This window comes from Paraburkholderia tropica, assembly GCF_914484835.1.
Taxonomy (GTDB): domain Bacteria; phylum Pseudomonadota; class Gammaproteobacteria; order Burkholderiales; family Burkholderiaceae; genus Paraburkholderia; species Paraburkholderia tropica_A.
In genome coordinates this window covers 1-16,663 of the sequence record NZ_CAJZAR010000116.1, presented here as the reverse complement: position 1 = coordinate 16,663, position 16,663 = coordinate 1, and the positions used below count along the sequence as shown (strand labels likewise).

13 protein-coding genes and 1 pseudogene are annotated in these 16,663 nt (G+C 66.9%); 9 read left to right on the top strand and 5 right to left on the bottom strand.

Annotated features, from left to right (window positions below; translation table 11 throughout):
- Both LDO54_RS38470 and LDO54_RS38465 read left to right on the top strand, forming a co-directional pair.
- Positions 1–285 (top strand): annotated as a pseudogene (locus tag LDO54_RS38470) (hypothetical protein); the annotation flags it as partial.
- A 368-nt stretch (positions 286–653) separates the two neighbouring features.
- Entirely contained in the window at positions 654–1,844 is a 1,191-nt protein-coding gene (locus LDO54_RS38465; protein ID WP_224018340.1) for a porin, read from the top strand.
- A 304-nt stretch (positions 1,845–2,148) separates the two neighbouring features.
- Here LDO54_RS38465 and LDO54_RS38460 read toward each other — a convergent pair whose 3' ends face one another.
- The 3 genes from LDO54_RS38460 to LDO54_RS38450 all read right to left on the bottom strand — a co-directional run bounded on the left by LDO54_RS38460 (position 2,149) and on the right by LDO54_RS38450 (position 5,652).
- Positions 2,149–3,048, bottom strand: coding sequence for a LysR substrate-binding domain-containing protein (locus LDO54_RS38460; protein WP_224018338.1), 900 nt, complete (start codon positions 3,046–3,048; stop codon positions 2,149–2,151).
- 264 nt (positions 3,049–3,312) lie between these two features.
- Positions 3,313–3,759, bottom strand: coding sequence for an HU family DNA-binding protein (locus tag LDO54_RS38455; protein WP_065059517.1), 447 nt, complete (start codon positions 3,757–3,759; stop codon positions 3,313–3,315).
- Positions 3,760–4,104: 345 nt separating this feature from the next.
- A complete protein-coding gene (locus LDO54_RS38450; protein ID WP_224018337.1) occupies positions 4,105–5,652 on the bottom strand; it encodes a PLP-dependent aminotransferase family protein in 1,548 nt (515 codons plus the stop codon).
- On the opposite strand from LDO54_RS38450, the gene LDO54_RS38445 reads away from it, so the two are divergent.
- Complete coding sequence (locus LDO54_RS38445) at positions 5,651–5,896, top strand: hypothetical protein (RefSeq protein ID WP_224018335.1); 246 nt, start codon at positions 5,651–5,653, stop codon at positions 5,894–5,896. The genes LDO54_RS38450 and LDO54_RS38445 overlap by 2 nt on opposite strands.
- 60 nt (positions 5,897–5,956) lie before the next feature.
- On the opposite strand, the gene LDO54_RS38440 is transcribed toward LDO54_RS38445, so the two are convergent.
- Entirely contained in the window at positions 5,957–7,474 is a 1,518-nt protein-coding gene (locus LDO54_RS38440) for a peptide MFS transporter (RefSeq protein WP_224018333.1), read from the bottom strand.
- A 358-nt stretch (positions 7,475–7,832) separates the two neighbouring features.
- On the opposite strand from LDO54_RS38440, the gene LDO54_RS38435 reads away from it, so the two are divergent.
- The 4 genes from LDO54_RS38435 to LDO54_RS38420 all read left to right on the top strand — a co-directional run bounded on the left by LDO54_RS38435 (position 7,833) and on the right by LDO54_RS38420 (position 12,334).
- Positions 7,833–8,528: a DJ-1/PfpI family protein gene (locus LDO54_RS38435; RefSeq protein ID WP_224018331.1), complete on the top strand. Its 696-nt coding sequence runs from the start codon at positions 7,833–7,835 to the stop codon at positions 8,526–8,528.
- Between the two features lie 328 nt (positions 8,529–8,856).
- The gene (locus LDO54_RS38430) at positions 8,857–9,210 is read left to right on the top strand and encodes a DUF4148 domain-containing protein (protein ID WP_224018329.1); all 354 of its coding nucleotides are present in this window, start codon (positions 8,857–8,859) and stop codon (positions 9,208–9,210) included.
- Positions 9,211–9,619: 409 nt separating this feature from the next.
- Complete coding sequence (locus LDO54_RS38425; RefSeq protein ID WP_224018327.1) at positions 9,620–11,119, top strand: DASS family sodium-coupled anion symporter; 1,500 nt, start codon at positions 9,620–9,622, stop codon at positions 11,117–11,119.
- A 162-nt stretch (positions 11,120–11,281) separates the two neighbouring features.
- On the top strand, positions 11,282–12,334 hold the full coding sequence (locus LDO54_RS38420; RefSeq protein ID WP_224018325.1) for an Ldh family oxidoreductase: 1,053 nt from the start codon (positions 11,282–11,284) through the stop codon (positions 12,332–12,334).
- A 138-nt stretch (positions 12,335–12,472) separates the two neighbouring features.
- On the opposite strand, the gene LDO54_RS38415 is transcribed toward LDO54_RS38420, so the two are convergent.
- On the bottom strand, positions 12,473–13,645 hold the full coding sequence (locus LDO54_RS38415) for a 4-hydroxybenzoate 3-monooxygenase (protein ID WP_224018323.1): 1,173 nt from the start codon (positions 13,643–13,645) through the stop codon (positions 12,473–12,475).
- Between the two features lie 387 nt (positions 13,646–14,032).
- Here LDO54_RS38415 and treF point away from each other — a divergent pair, with 387 nt between their 5' ends.
- Positions 14,033–15,781 (top strand): alpha,alpha-trehalase TreF, encoded by a 1,749-nt coding sequence (gene treF / locus LDO54_RS38410; protein WP_224018321.1) that lies wholly within the window; start codon positions 14,033–14,035, stop codon positions 15,779–15,781.
- Positions 15,782–16,018: 237 nt separating this feature from the next.
- On the top strand, positions 16,019–16,663 hold a 645-nt coding region (locus tag LDO54_RS38405; protein ID WP_224018319.1), incomplete at its 3' end, for a glycosyltransferase family 2 protein.

Here is a 16,663-nt window from a genome sequence, read left to right as displayed (position 1 = left end):
GCCGACGCCCCGCTGCGCGCGATCGGCAAGGCCCGGTCGGCGGGCGGCGCATTCGCGCGCCGGCACGGCGGCGGCCTGCAGATCCGACGCTCGGTCGTGCGCCTCGAAGACAGCGCCACCTACGCCGCCGCTTTGACGCTGGTCCAGGCGGGCCGCACGGTTGCGGCCGCCGACCGCTACGTCAAACGCCATCCGTGGAGTTCGGTCCTGATCGTGGCGAGCGCCGCGATCGCCATGACCGCCGCCACCGGACGCCGTCACACCGTCGGCCGCCGCAAGGGCTGAACGCCGCTCCCGCACCTCCCGCCCGCGCCCGGCACCCACGTCAGTCGGGCGTTCGACCGGTAATACTTCGCGCACTCCAGGCGCAACCAGGGCACACCCCTAGTTGCACCCGGTTTACCCTGATTCGCCATCTCGCGAGGTTGCACATTTCGCTACTTGTATCAGAAACGACAATAATGCAGAGTCAACAATCCAATATTTCGTTATCAGGAAGAATCGCTCAATAGCCCGTGTCATAAGGGCTCGTGAGGCGGTGTCAGCTTTTTGCGACACTGATTTTTTTTTAATTCTAGGGATTTGCACCCCTGCGTTATTCTCCATCGCGCAACAGCAACAATTAAACCAAACAACTGCGTGGAGAAAACTGGATGAAACGAATCGCACTCTCGACCCTTTCCGTGGCACTGCTGGCCGCAGCGGGCGCAGCACACGCACAAAGCAGCGTGACCCTGTATGGCGTGATCGATGAATCGATCCAGTGGGCACACAACACCATGGATGCCAACGGCAACAACGCAAACCTCGTTGGCCTCTATGCAGGCAATATCTCGGGCGATCGCTGGGGCCTCAAGGGCACGGAAGATCTGGGCGGTGGCCTGAAGGCTATCTTCCAGTTGGAAAACGGCTTTGACCTGAACACCGGCGCTGCACAGCAAGGCGGCCGCATGTTCGGTCGTCAGGCATTCGTCGGCCTGACGCATGACCAGTACGGCACCGTGACGCTGGGCCGCCAGTACGACCCGCTGGTCGACATGGTTCAGCCGCTGACCGCCGACAACTACTTCGGCAGCACGTTCACGACGCCGGGCGACATCGACAACAACGACAACAGCTCGCGTACCAACAACGCGATCAAGTACGTCTCGCCGGTTCTGAGCGGCTTCCAGTTCGAAGGCCTGTACGCACTGGGCGGCGTCGCGGGCGCGACGGGCTCGGGCCAGACGTGGTCGGCTGCCGCCACGTACGGCATCGGCTCGTTCAACATCGCCGCGGGCTACTTCCGCGCCGACAACTCGTCGAGCCTCTCGGATCGTTCGACGTCGGCATGGAGCACGGTCTCGACGTCGGGCGCTGTGTTCGACAACCAGATCACGGAAGGCTACCAGACGGCCAAGTCGCTCGGCATCGCTTCGATCGCCGCGCAATACGTCGCCGGTCCGTTCACGTTCGGCGTGCGTTACAGCAACGTCCAGTTCAAGCCGGACGCGTACTCGACGGCTCTGAACCCGGGCTTCACGTCGACCGAGCGCTTCAACATCGCTGCTGGCTTCCTCGGCTATCAACTGACGCCGGCGATGCTGCTGGGCCTCGGCTACACGTACACGCACGGCGCGGGCAACGTGTCGAACACGTACCACCAGGTGTCGATCGGCGCGGACTACAACCTGTCGAAGCGCACCGACCTGTACGCACTGGCTGCTTACCAGCACGCCAACGGCACGCAGCTGAACGCGGACGGCTCGACGTCGGTCGCCGGCGCAGCAATCGGCTCGTACAGCTACAACTCGGCTTCGAGCTCGCAAGAGCTGGTCAGCCTCGGCATCCGCCACAAGTTCTAATCGAGCAGCCAGGCCGGGCGCGAGCCCGGCGGCGCGAAGAGACCTCGCAGCTAAAAAGCACACGCTGCACGAGCCAGCCCCAAGCGAAAGCCGGGCTGGCTTTTTTATTGCCGCTGCACTTCTGCACTTCTGGACCGCTGCATCTCTGCGGCTCCCACGCAAGTTGCGCGACCGCCCCCCGGCAGCCAGTCGATCACGGCATCCTGCGTGCGATGGCAGCCTCGCGCGCGGCGCTCGACGTCGTCTTCGACGTCACCCGAAACGCCAGCCGAAACGCCACCCCAACGTCACCCGCCACGCGCCCTCAGCGCAACCTGCCCAGCGCCGCCACCGCCTGATCGACGAACGCCTGCGCAAGCGGCGCACGCTCCTGCTCCGCATAACGCGCCACGTAAAGCGGCTCCGGCAACGCGGGCGCGAAGCGCTTCACCGCCACGCGTGCACTCGCGGCCGCCGCCGTGAGCGGATCGATCAGCGCGATGCCGCAGCCCGCTTCCACGAGCGTCACGACCGCCTGCGCGAGACTCGCCTCGACGCCCAGACGACGCGTCACGCCGCTCTCCGAAAACGCACGGTCGATCCGCAAACGCGCCTCCGTCCCCGCCGCGAACGAGACGAAAGCCTCGCCCTCGCAGTCCGCCGCACTCACCGCGCGCTTGCGCGCGAGACGATGGCCGCGCGGCACGATGCAGCGCATCGGCCACTCGCCGAGCAAATCGAGCCGCACCGCGCGCGGCGCCGCCGCCGCGCCGACAAACGCCAGATCGCAGCGCCGCGACGCAACACGCTCTAGCGCGAGCGCGGGCTCCAGCGCGAGCAGCGCCACGTCGACACCCGCATGCTCGTGCGCGAACGCCGCCGCCACGCGCGGCAGAAAATCCGCGGCAAACTCCGGCGCGCCCGCGATGCACAGCGCGCCGCGACGCTGCTCGCGAATCTGCGCCGCCGCCTGAATGACCCGCTCGAATCCCGTGAAGGCCCGCTCGACTTCCTCGTGCAGCGCGTGCGCGTGCGCGGTCGGCCAGAGGCGTCCGTTGCGGCGCTCGAACAGCGCGAACCCGACGCCCGCCTCGAAGTCGGCGAGCAGACGGCTCACCGCCGGTTGCGAGACGCCGAGCGCCGCCGCCGCGCGCGTCACGGTGCGCGCCTGCATCAAGGCACGAAACGCTTCGATCTGGCGGATGCTGGGTTCGGAATCAGGCATAACATGGGAGCATGGATAAAACGGAAATCTCGGAACTTGCGTTAAGAATCGGCAGGCTGTTCGTCACAATCGCCCGAAAATTGCGGCTCATTGCTGACAAGACACATTAATAACATCTGAACATAGATAATACACCCGCCACATCGCCGCTACGTTTCTCGCGCGCAAATAAAAATCCCCGCGGGCGCGATGCCAACGGGGATTCTTTGGGTACTGAAGCAAAAGCTGACGCAAACCGTGACCGCGAGGCCACGGCGAAGGCGATTAGCCTGCTGCTGCGTCCTTCAGCTTCTTCAGTGCGCGTGCCTTGACGCGGACCGATGCCGGCTTGGCCGGGAACCAGCGCTCTTCACCCGTGAACGGGTCCTTGCCGAAGCGCTTCTTCTTCGCCGGAACAGCCTGAACGACGATCTTCAGAAGACCCGACAGCGTGAACTCGCCGGCGCCCTTCTTGTGGACCGAACCCAGGATCGTGTCTTCCAGCGCGGCGAGCACGGCCTTCGTGGCCTTCGGCTCGACGCCAGCGCGCTCAGCAACGTGAGCAGCCAGCGAGGCCTTCGTGAAGGTGTCCTTGATCGGCGACGAAACGCCGGACGCCTTCACGGCGACCTTCTTAGCTGCGGCCGTCTTGGCGGGCGCTTTCTTTGCTGCAACTTTCTTGGTAGCCGGGGCTGCTGCCTTTTTGGCTACTTTCTTTGCGGAAGTCGGCATGTTTCTCCTACCAGTGTTGGTCAGTGAGTCGACGAAGCACAGCGGGATGCAAATGCTTCAACGGCGGATTCTACAAGCGTGCAAGCGTTTTGCGTGATTCTTTTGCATCGCAGATGCAAATTTGTTGCTCCGCGCTGACTGCACGACGCATTTTGACACCTGTTTACAGGGGTAAACGCGCTCCCGAGCGCCTCGCGTGCGACGCGTCCGCGTCCGTCCGACACAGCCGCGATGGCGCAAAAACGCCACACGTATGGCGTTTTTGCGCCGCTGGAGTCGTTTTTGCGTCGTGCAGAAGACACCTCAGCGGGGTAAAGACACGCCCGCAATGTGCCGTAACAGCTTTTACGACGTCTGCAATCGCATCGCGAGCGCGGCGAGCGCCGTGTCGATCTGCTCGACCTCCACCGCGCCGTAGCCGAACAAAAAACCGCGCTGCGCCGGTTCGCGCAGATGAAACGGCGTGAGCGCATGCAAGCCGACCGACGCCGCGCGCGCCGCTGCCACGAGCGCGGCTTCGTCGGCGCCCGGCGCGAGACGCGCGGCCAGGTGCAGGCCTGCGGTGTTCGGCATCACGGGTTCGAGCCAGCGCGCGAGCGGCCCGCGCAAATGCGCGAGCAAGGCCGCGCGCCGCGCCGCATAGGTCTGATGCATGCGCCGCAGATGCCGCGCGAAATGGCCGTTGAGCATGAAGCTTGCGAGCGCCGTTTGCGTCAGCATGCAGCCGTGGCAGTCGGCGACCTGGCGCGCGCGCATCAGCGGTGCGGCGAGCGCGGCGGGCGGCACCATGTAGCCCACGCGCAGCTCGGGAAAAATCGTCTTCGAAAAGGTGCCCACATACGCCACGAGACCCGCTTGATCGAGACTCTTGAGCGGCTCCAGCGAGCGTCCCTCGAAGCGGAACTCGCAGTCGTAGTCGTCTTCGATCACGAGCGCGCCGCGCGCCTGCGCCCATTCGAGCAGCGCCACGCGCCGTTCGAGACTCATCGGCATGCCGAGCGGAAACTGATGCGACGGCGTCACGTAGACGATGCGCGCCGCCTCCGGCAACTGGTCGACGATCAGGCCGTCGCCGTCGACGGGCACCGGCACGACCGTCGCGCCCAGCGAGGCGAAGATGTCGCGCGCGGGCGGATAACCGGGATCTTCGACGGCGACCGTATCGCCGGGACGCAGCATCACGCGCGCCAGCAAGGTCAGCGCCTGCTGCGCGCCCTGCGTGACGATCACCTCGTCCCAGTTGCTCTCCACCGCGCGGTTGAAGGCGAGATAGCGCGCGATCGCGAGACGCAGGCTCTCCTCGCCCGCCGGCTCGCGATACGCGCCGTGGCCGCGCGCCTGCACGCGCAGCGCCTCGTTCACGCAGCGGCGCCAGACGTCGAACGGAAAACGCGACTTGTCGATCACGCCGCCCGCGAAATCGCAGACGAGCCGCGCATCGGGACGCGGCAGCGCGAGCATGCCGTCGGACGCGCCTTCGTCCACACGCCACCAGGGCTGCGCCTGCACGCCGGGCGGCGCGGCGGTCTGGCCGTTAGCTTCGCGGCTTGCGTTGCGGCTCGGGTCACGGCTTGATTCGAGGCGTGCTTCGGCAGCCTGCGCCGCGCGGATCTGCGCGTTCGCATGCCCGGGCGTGCGCGCGGGCAGACGCTCCAGCGTTTCAGCGACGAAGGTGCCCGAACCGCGCCGCGCGACCAGATAGCCTTCGGCGAGCAGACGCTCGAACACGTCGAGCGTGGTCTTGCGCGAGACCTTCAGCTGCAGCGCGAGGTCGCGCGTGGACGGCAGGCGCGTGCCGCCCGCCAGCCGTCCCTCGACGATGCGCTCGCGCAACTGCCGGTAGATCTGCCCGGCGAGATCGCGGCGGCCTGAAACGGTGACGTGGAGATCCATGCGGAAAACGGGAAAACGGTCGATGCGGATGGGCGGCGCGATTCAACGCGCGAAACGTGCGAAACACACGATCAAACGCGCGGATAGCGCACGCTCGCCTTGCCTCGCGGTGGCGCAGACGATTAGCGCTGATCAGCAGGAATATTGCCAGAATGGCGCTAACAACGCGCTCCTGCGCGCGCGAACGTCCCATTGCGATTTCGCCGCGCAAGCGATTGCGTCCAACAAAAAACGCCCGGACTGACGCAACGTCCGGGCGTTCTCCTCACGTGTCGCGCTTACCGCGCAGCGCGCGCGTCGCGTATTAAGCGGCGGCTGAAGGCTCGCGCTCGTCGCCTTTAACCTGGACGCTGCTCGCATGATGCTCGCGCGAGAGGCGGCGCATCAGCGGCAGCAGCAACACCGCGATCAGCATGCCGAGCGCCGCGAGCCAGCCGAGGCCGGTAAACAGCCGCGTATAGAGCGGCAGCGACGTGACGGCGTCGAGCTCGCCCGACGGCATCTTCGCGAAATTCGCCACCACGCTGCCCAGATACTGCGAAACGCCCGTCGCGACCAGATACGCGCCCATCATGAAGCCGCCCATGCGCGCGGGCACGTAGCGCGCGACCATCGCGAGGCCGAGGCCGCTCACGAGCAGCTCGCCGAGCGAATAGAGCCCGTAGCCCGCCACCATGAACCACGACGACACGCGTCCGTCCACGGCGTAGCGTCCGCTGCCCGCGAACACGAAGAAGCCCGCCGCCACCACCGCGAAGCCGATCGCGTATTTGACGGCCACCGGCACATCGCGGCCGCGCCTGGCGAGCGACGTGTAAAGCATCGCGAGCGGCGGCGAAAGCAGCATGATCCAGATCGGATTGAGCGCCTGGAATTGCGCCGCGCTCCAGCTAAAGAGCGCGTGGCCGAACAGCGAGAATTGCGGATCGACGTTGCGCAGCGCGAACAGCGTCAGCGAGGTCGACATCTGCTGATAGAAGATGAAGAACAGAATCACCTGGAACACGAGGATCAGCGCGGCGACGAGGCCCGCGCGCTCGGCGCGTTCGCAGCGCGCCAGCATCCACGCGAACACCAGCAGCACGGCGACGCCCGCCGCATAGACGCAGGCCACCGCCACGTCCTTGTGCTGGAGCACGAACAGCGTGGCCGCGCCCAGCGCCACGCCGCCCACGGCGACGAGCGCCACGCGGCCGAGGCGCAGCGGTTCGTCGTCGGGCGCGGAGCCGATGTGCGCGAGCGTGCGGCGCATCAGGAAGAAGTTGAGCACGCCGAACACCATGCCCGCGCAGCACACCGCGAAGGCCGCGTGCCAGCCCCAGTGATCCTTGATCCACGGCGTCGCGAGCATCGACACGGTCGAGCCGACGTTCACGGCCATGTAGTAGATCGTGAACGCGCTGTCGAGGCGCGCGTCGTCGCCTTCGTAGATGCGGCGCACGAGGTTGGCCGCGTTCGACTTGAACAGGCCGTTGCCGACCACGATCACGCCGAGCGACGCGAACATGTGGTGCAGGCTGTCGTTGGGCAGCGCCAGCATCAGGTAGCCGACGGCGAGCACGGCCGCGCCCGCGATCATCGAGCGGCGCGCGCCGAGCACCTGGTCGCCGATCCAGCCGCCGATGGCCGGCGCGGCATAGACGAGCGCCGTGAAGGCGCCCCACGTGAGATTGGCCTGGCTGTCGGTGAAACCGACCTGACCGACCATGAAGAGGACGAGCAGCGCGGCCATGCCGTAGTAGCCGAAGCGCTCCCACATTTCGATCAGAAAGACGGTCGTGAAGGAGCGCGTCTGGGAGATGCCAGGAGTGGGGGGAGTCATGTCGAGTCCTGCGAATACAGAGTGGCCCGGATTGTACGCATGTGCGGAAGGTGGCCGCGGTTAGCTGCGCGCGACGAGAATTTGCGCGGGTTTATGGGGCGTTTGTGCACAGTTCGCGGCGTGATCAGGCACGCTGAAGCGGCACGCGCCGCGCGTCTGCACCACGCTCGTGCGCGCGCAGCATGCGCGGCATCCATGGCCTCGTCGATGGGCGCTGGCAGCTTTTACGCCTTTTTTGGCGCTCCGGCGCGCGCGCGGGAACCTAAAGTCGTGATGTGGGCCGCTGGCGAATTGCATCGTCATCGACGCCCTTACGCGTTCCTCAACGCTCCCTTCCCCTCACTCGACGGAACACAGCATGGCGCTCCAGATCGGCTTTCTCCTTTTCCCCAACGTGCAGCCGCTCGATCTCTGCGGCCCCTGGGACGTGCTGGCGTCGATGCCCGACACGGCGGTGCGGCTCGTCGGCAAGACGCGCGACGCGGTCACCGGCGCGACCGGCCTCGTGCTCACACCCGATACGACCTTCGACGACTGCCCGCCGCTCGACGTGATCTGCGTGCCGGGCGGCAGCGGCGTCGGCCCCCTGCTCGACGACGACGCTACGCTCGCCTTCCTGCAACGCCAGGCGAGCGGCGCGCGCTACGTCACGTCGGTCTGCACGGGCGCGCTCGTGCTGGGCGCGGCGGGCCTGCTGCGCGGCCGCCGTGCGACCACGCACTGGGCCTTTCACACGCTGCTGGAGCCGTTCGGCGCGATCGCCGTCAAGGCGCGCGTGGTGCGCGACGGCAACCTGATCACGGGTGGCGGCATCACGGCGGGCATCGATTTCGCGCTGACGCTCGCGGCGGAACTGATCGGCGTGGAAGCGGCGCAAGCGCTGCAACTGGAGCTTGAATACGCGCCCGCGCCGCCGTTCGACGCGGGCAGCCCCGACAGCGCGCCGCCCGCCGTGGTCGAGCGCGTGCGCGCGCTCAACGCGGCGTCACTGACCGAACGCGCGCGACTCGTCGAGCGCGCGGCGGCGAAGCTCGGCGTGAGCGGCGCGCGTTGATCGGGGCAACGCGGCGTAACGCGGCATAACGTGGCGCAAGCGCCATAAACGGCATGGGCGATGGAACCGGCATCCACTCATGCTCGCGCGCGAGGCGCACGCATCATGCGATAAACGCCGCGCAAAACCCCACGCCATCCCCGCTCAAAATGCGCGCGACAGGCGCCCTGCAAGCCAGGGTCGGCCTTGCTACCGTCTTCGGCACGGATCGTATACATTGGGCGCGGGCCGTCATGGGCCCGTCGACGGCGTCCGCGCGGACGCCGCTTCTCGCGTCCTTGCATCACAGCCCTAAACCAGCAGTACAAATCAACCAAGAGGGGTATCAATGCGTTCCACCACCAGCAAGCTGACTTTCGCCGCGGCCCTCGCCGCGTTCGCGCTCGGCGTCACCGCACCGGCCTTCGCTCAGGACGCCAGCGCACCGGCCGCCACGGAAGCCGCGCCCGCCGCCTCGGCGCCGCTCACCAAGGAACAGAAAGCGCAGCAACACAAGGAACAGAAAGCCCAGCAGAAGGCGCAGCACAAGGCCGAACGCAAGGCCGCCCGCGCCAAGAACAACGCGGAACTGAAGAAGCTCGAAGACGCCGGCTACAAGCCCGCGAACAACGACCCGAACTACCCGCAGAACATCCAGGACGCGCAGAAGAAGGCCGCTGCGGCCGCAGGCGCGAGCCAGTAACGCGCATGGGGGGACCGGCGTGATAGCCGGTCCCCCTTTCCTTTTCCCCCGCCTTCCCCCCCACCTTTTCCCGCCTCGCCGCGATCCTCCCCGGCTCGAGCGCCGCCTCCCCGACGTTTGCACCGCGTTCGTTTCGCGCGCACCTTCAGCGCAGCGCCCTGCCCGATATGGGACGATCTTTCCCGCCATCGGCCAAACGCGCATCCGGCCCAGGATTAAACCGGTCGCCGATTTTGGCCGCGTGATAGCGGATCGATTGCCGACCGACGGCGGATCGATTGCTTGCCGATAACCGATCCACAGCCACACCCAGGACACACGCACCGACACGATTCGCCTCGCGCGCCGCCGCCGCCCGCCTTGCATCGCATCGCCTCGCGGCCCGCGACTTCCACCCGGAGTCCACGTCATGAATACAGCGAATCCGCAGGCCAGTTCACAGCCGACACCGGCGCCCAAAAAAGGCATCCCCATCGGCTTGATCGCGGGCGTCATCGCGCTCGTCGTCGTGTTGCTGCTGCCCTTGCCCGCGAGCCTGCCCGCCGCGGGCCAGCGCATGCTCGCGATCCTCGCCTTCGCCGTGGTCGTGTGGCTCACCGAAGCCGTCTCCTACGAAGCCAGCGCGATCATCATCACCTCGCTGATGGCGTTTCTGGTCGGCACCGCGCCCACCATCGAGAATCCGGCCGTCGACTACGGCACCTCGAAAGCGATCAGCATGGCGCTCGCGGGCTTCTCGAACTCGGCGCTCGCGCTGGTGGCGGGCGCGCTGTTCATCTCGGCGGCGATGACCGTGACCGGCCTCGACAAGCGCATCGCGCTCGTCACGCTCTCGCTGATCGGCACGACCACGCGGCGCATCCTGATCGGCGCGGTCGCGGTGACCATCGTGCTCTCGCTCGTGGTGCCGAGCGCCACCGCGCGCAGCGCCTGCGTGGTGCCGATCATGGTCGGCGTGATCTCGGCGTTCGGCGTCGAGAAGCGCTCGAACATCGCGGCCGGCATCATGATCGTGGTGGCGGAAGCGACCAGCATCTGGAACGTCGGCATCCAGACGGCCGCCGCGCAGAACCTGCTGACCGTCGGCTTCATGGACAAGATGCTCGGCGCGCGCGTGACCTGGCTCGACTGGCTGATCGCGGGCGCGCCGTGGGCGCTGATCATGTCGGCGGTGCTGCTCGTGCTGGTGCTCAAGATGCTGCCGCCCGAAACCGACGCGATCGCGGGCGGCAAGGAAGCCGTCGAAAAGTCGCTGCGCGAGCTTGGGCCGATGACCGGGCCGCAGAAGCGGCTGCTCGGCGTCTCCATCGGCCTGCTGTGCTTCTGGGCCACCGAGGGCAAGCTGCACCCCTTCGACACCACTTCGGTGACCTACGTCGGCCTCGTGCTGCTGTTGCTGCCGCGCTTCGGCGTGATGGACTGGAAGACCGTGCAGAACCGCATTCCCTGGGGCACAGTGATCGTGTTCGGCGTGGGCATCAGCCTCGGCACCGCGCTGCTCACGACCAAGGCGGGCCAGTGGCTCGGCGATCTCGTCGCGCATCACACCGGCCTCGACACGGCCGGCCCGTTCATGGCCTTCGCGATCCTCTCCGCGTTCCTGATCGTGATCCACCTCGGTTTCGCGAGCGCGACCGCGCTCACGTCCGCGATGCTGCCGATCCTGATCGCGGTGCTGCAATCGATGTCGGGCGACTTCAACCGGCTCGGCGTGGCGATGCTGCTCGGCTTCACGGTGAGCTTCGGCTTCATCCTGCCGATCAACGCGCCGCAGAACATGGTGTGCCTCGCCACCGAGACCTTCACCGCGAAACAGTTCGCGAGAGTGGGCATCGTGCTCACGATCGTCGGCTATCTGCTGTTGCTGCTGTTCGCGGCGACGTGGTGGCGCTGGCTCGGCTGGCTTTGATCGAACGATCGGCGTCGACGGATTTTCATCGAACGAAACGCATCGGCCGACGTTCGTTAACCGCAGTTCATTAACCGCAGTTCGTCGGCCGATTTCATCGCTATTTCACGGCGCCCCGCTGCACGCGGCCCGGGCGCCGCTTCACGCAACCAGGAGCCGCTGATGGAAGTCGCAATCGCCGATGCACGCCGCTTCGCCGTGGACGTGCTCACGCATCTCTCGGTGCCCGCCGATATCGCCGCCGATGTCGCCGACCACCTGATCGAATCCGACCGCGTGGGCTACGCGAGCCACGGCCTGTCGATCCTGCCGAACTACCGGCGCGGACTCGAAGCGGGTCTCGTGGTCGCCGACGGCCGGCCCGAGCGCGTGGTCGACCGCGGCGCGCTGATCGCCTACGACGGCCACACGGGTTTCGGCCAGCACGTGGGCAAGGTCGTGATCGACGACGCCATCGCCCGCGCGCGCGATCACGGCCAGTGCATCGTCACGCTGCGCCACACGCATCATCTGGGGCGCATGGGCCATTTCGGCGAGATGGTCGCCGAGCAGGGCTTCGTGCTGCTCGCGTTCACCAACGTCGTGAACCGCCCGCCGATCGTCGCGCCGTTCGGCGGACGCGAGCCGCGCCTCACGACCAATCCGCTCTGCTTCGCGGGGCCGCTGCCGGGCGGACGACCGCCGTTCGTGGTCGATATCGCGACCAGTGCGATCGCCGTGAACAAGGCGCGCGTGCTCGCGGAAAACGGCCTGGAAGCGCCGCCGGGCTCGCTGATCGACGCCGACGGGCAGCCGACCAACGACCCGCACGTGCTGCAGGCCGATCCGCCCGGCGCGCTGCTGCCGTTCGGCGCGCACAAGGGCTATGCGCTCGGCCTCGTGGCGGAACTGCTCGCGGGCGTGCTGTCGGGCGGCGGCACGATCCATCCCGACAATCCGCGCAACGGCGTCGCGCATAACAACATGTTCGCGCTCGTGCTCGATCCACAGGTGGATTTCGACGCGACGTGGCGCTCGCAGGAAGTCGATTCGTTCCTCGACTATCTGCTGAGCTGCCCGCCGCAGGACCCGGCGTATCCCGTGCAGTATCCGGGGCAATACGAGGCGAACAATCGCGCGCGGCATCAGACGACGATCGATCTGCCCGATTCGGTACGCAAGCCGTTCAACGATCTGGCGGCGGAGTTCGGCATCGCGCCGCTGACGGCGATCTGAGCGGGCCGCGTTGCGCTTTGCGCCGATGTGCGTTGGCCTGCTTCTGGCGAATGCACCATGAAACAAGGGGCGCCTGAGCGCCCCTTGTGTTTTACCGCTGGATTTCAGGCGGTGTGTCGTGAACGCGCGCGCCGCGCCTCAAACCGCGACCGCGCCGACGTAGTTCTCGGCCATCGCCATGGCCGCCGCGCGCGAGGTGGTGACGTGCTCCAGTTCCGCGACCTGCAAACGCTGCTCGAACGGCGACGCATCGTCGAGGCGGTGCATCATGCGCGTCATCCAGTACGAGAAGTGCTCGGCGCGCCAGATGCGGCGCAGCGCGGTTTCGCTGTACGCATCGAGCAGATCGGTACGGCTTTCCTTGTAGAACGCGACCAGCGCCGCGGTCAGCACGCGCACGTCGGCGACCGCGAGATTCAGGCCCTTCGCGCCCGTGGGCGGCACGATATGCGCCGCGTCGCCCGCGAGAAACAGGCGGCCGTGCTGCATCGTCGTCGAAACGAAACTGCGCATGCCGACGATATTCTTCTGGAAGATCTTGCCCTCGACCACCTGATGCCCGTCGTGCGAGTCGACGCGCGCGTGCAGTTCGGCCCAGATGCGGTCGTCGGACCAGTTGTCGACGCTGTCTTTCGGATCGCACTGGAAATACATGCGCTGCACGTTCGGCGAGCGCGTGCTGACGAGCGCGAAGCCGCGTTCGTGACGCGCGTAGATCAGTTCGTCGGACGACGGCGGCGCTTCGACCAGAATGCCGAACCAGCCGAACGGGAACACACGTTCGTAATCCTGGCGCAGCGCCGCCGGAATCGCGGCGCGCGAGACGCCTTGCGAGCCGTCGCAGCCGATCACGTAGTCGCAATGCAGCGTGTGCTGCTCGCCTGCGTGCTCGAAGCGGATCGACGGCGCATCGGTTTCGATGCCGTGAATCGACGTGTTGCTGACGTTGAAGAACAGCTTGCCGTCCGCCTGCACGCGCGCGGCGACGAGATCCTTGAGCACTTCGTGCTGCGCGTAGACGGTGATCGATTTGCCGGTCAGATCGGTGAGGTCGATGCGGCGGCGCTTGCCTTCGAACGCGAGTTCGAAGCCGTGATGCAGCGCGCCTTCGGCCTTCATGCGCGCGCCGACGCCGGCTTCGCTGAGCGTGTCCATCGTGCCTTGCTCGAGCACGCCCGCACGGATCGTCGATTCGATCTGCTCGCGGCCGCGCATTTCCAGCACGACCGAGTCGATGCCGCGCAGATGAAGAAGGTGGGAAAGAAGCAGGCCTGCGGGCCCGGCGCCGATGATGCCGACTTGTGTGCGCATGCTGGTTGTCTCCGTTTGCATGTTGAGCATGTTGATTTTTCGCAAGTTTGGCGGGCGCAGGCGATATCGCGCAACGCGATATCGAGAATAGGGACTATCTTGATTACGAATAACGTGCCGGAACGCGAGTTTCCGAAAGCGAATAGTTGGCGCCGCCGATGCCGATGGGAAACACGCCGCCGCGAGCGGCGTTTCCGATCGGCACGATAGTGAGCGGAAGTGAGTGGAATGGAAATTGCTGCACCGCGCCAGCGCCTTGTTACCGACCACCTCGAAAAACGACCTCAAGCCATGCCGACTTCGTTTGCTTCGTCCGCTTCGTCCGCCTCTCGTCGCCCTTTCGCAGCAAAAGTTTTCCCGATTTCCGATCGGAAACCGCACACGAACTTGAAGCAGCGCGCCGCCGCGCTGTGCGTCGCGTTCACGCTTGGATGCGCCGCGCAGGGCGCGGCGTTCGCCCAGGACGTGGCGCAATCCGCTGCGCCCGCCACAGCCCAAGCCGCTTCGCAACCCGCTTCGCAACCCGCCCAAGCCGCAACGGCATCGGCGGCGCAGCAACCCGCCGCCTTGCCGCTGCCGCCGTCCGAGCTGTACGGCCAGCTTTATCGCGACGTCGAACTCGCGCAGGTCTTTCCAGACAGCAAAACGTTCGCGGACATGACGCCGAACGAAGCGCCCGCCAGAATCGTCGAGGAATACGAAATGTGGCGCACCCAGCACGCCGGCATCACCGACGCCGACGCGCGCAAAACCGCGCTCCGGCAGTTCGTCGGGCAGCATTTTTCCGAAGCGAAACTCGCGACCGACCATTACGTTTCCGATCCGAATCAGGACGTCGCGAGCCATATCGACACGCTCTGGAACGTGCTGCGCCGCAACCCCGATGCGGGCCAGCAGACGTATTCGTCGCTGCTGCCGCTGCCGAATCCGTACGTGGTGCCGGGCGGCCGCTTCAACGAGATTTACTACTGGGATTCGTACTTCATCATGCTCGGCCTGGAGGCGAGCGGACGTCACGATCTGACGCGCGACACGCTCGATAACTTCGCTGCCCTGATCGACCGCTACGGCCACATTCCGAACGGCAACCGCAGCTATTACCTGAGCCGTTCGCAGCCGCCGTTTTTCGCGCAGATGGTGGCGCTCGTCGCGCAGCGCGACGGCGACGCCGTCTACGTGCGCTATCTGCCGGAACTGCGCAAGGAATACGACTACTGGATGGCGGGCGCGGACACGCTCAAGCCCGGCGAGGCCGCGCAGCACGTGGTGCGGCTCGCGGACGGCACGCTGCTGAACCGCTACTGGGACGCGCGCGACACGCCGCGCGACGAGTCCTACCGCGAGGACGTGCTGACCGCGCAGGCCGCGCCGCAGCGCGAGGCCGCCGATCTCTGGCGCAATCTGCGCGCGGGCGGCGAAACCGGCTGGGATTTCAGCTCGCGCTGGTTCGCCGACAACCGCACGCTCGCGACCATCGACATCACCTCGCTCGTGCCCGTCGACCTCAACTCGCTGCTCGTCGATCTCGAACGCACGCTCGCGAAAGCCTACGGCCTGAAGGGCGACGCCGCGCAGGCCGAGGCGATGAACCAGCGCGCGCAGCAGCGCAGCGCCGCCATCGGCCGCGTGCTCTGGGACCCGAAACTGCACGCGTTCGGCGACTACGACTTCGTGCACCACACGCTCACGCACCGGCTCACGGCGGCGACCGTCTATCCGCTTTACGCGGGCGTCGCCACGCGCGCGCAGGCGCGCCAGGTGGCCGCCGCCGTGCGCGCGGGCCTGCTGCGTCCGGGCGGACTCGCGACCACGCAGGTGTCGAGCGGCCAGCAATGGGACGAGCCGAACGGCTGGGCGCCGCTGCAATATCTCGCCATCGCCGGGCTGCGCCGCTACGGCGAACACGCGCTCGCGCAGACCATCGCCACGCGCTGGATCGCCACCAACCTCGTCTACTATCGGCGCACCTTCAAACTGGTCGAAAAGTACGATGTGAGCGCGGCCGCCGCGAAGGCTTCGTCGGCGGGCGGCGGCGAATATCCGCTGCAGGACGGCTTCGGCTGGACCAACGGCGTGCTGCGCGTGCTGCTCGCGATGTATCCGCATACGGAAGGGACGACGATTCCGGCGCGCTGATTCCGCCCCGCCGATCGTTGCACAGCACGCGGAAATCGCGCGGATCGCCGCGTCGAAACCCGCTCCGCAACGCAGCATCGGCACCCGCATCGCGCCGATACGCCGCTCATGCACCGCGCGCGTGCAGGCACCCGGACCGGCCATGACGTGCACGCGCCGCGCCTTCGGCGTATGCTCGAACTCATGACCGCAGAGCGATCTGCATACTGGCCGCCGGCTCAAGCCGTCCGAACCGCCATGAACGCATCCGATCCCGCCTCAGCGTCCGAATCCGCGCCCCGCACGGGGCCGCGCGTCACCGTGATCGTGCTCACGCGCAATCACGTGCGCCAGACCATCGACACCGTCGCGCGCCTCACGGCGCTGCCCGAGCATCCGTACGTGATCGTCGCCGACAACGGCTCCACCGATTCCACCGTCAGCCTGCTCGCCTCGCTATTCCCGCAGGTGCGCATCGTCCAGGCGCTCGGCGACGTCGGCATGGCGGGCTTCAACCGCGCCATCGCGCTCGCGCCCACCGACTACGTCGCCTGCTGCGACGACAGCACGTGGTTCGCCCCCGGCGCGCTCGCGCGCGCGGCGCTGCTGCTCGACGAGCATCCGCAGGTCGCCGTGCTCAACGCGCGCGTGGTCGGCGACGACGAGCGCGAAATCCATCCGGCCTGCCTGATGCTGCACGCCACCTCGCCCGGCGTCGACGAGCAACCCGGCCCCACGCTGGCCGGCTACATGCCGGGCGCCTGCATTTTCCGCGCGGCCGCGTTCCGCGCGCTCGGCGGCTACGAAACGCGCCTCTCGCACGGCGGTGCGGAAGAACTGGCCGCGCTCGACCTGCTCGCCGCCGGTCATTCGATCGTCTATTGCGAGCAGGCGCTCGCGCAT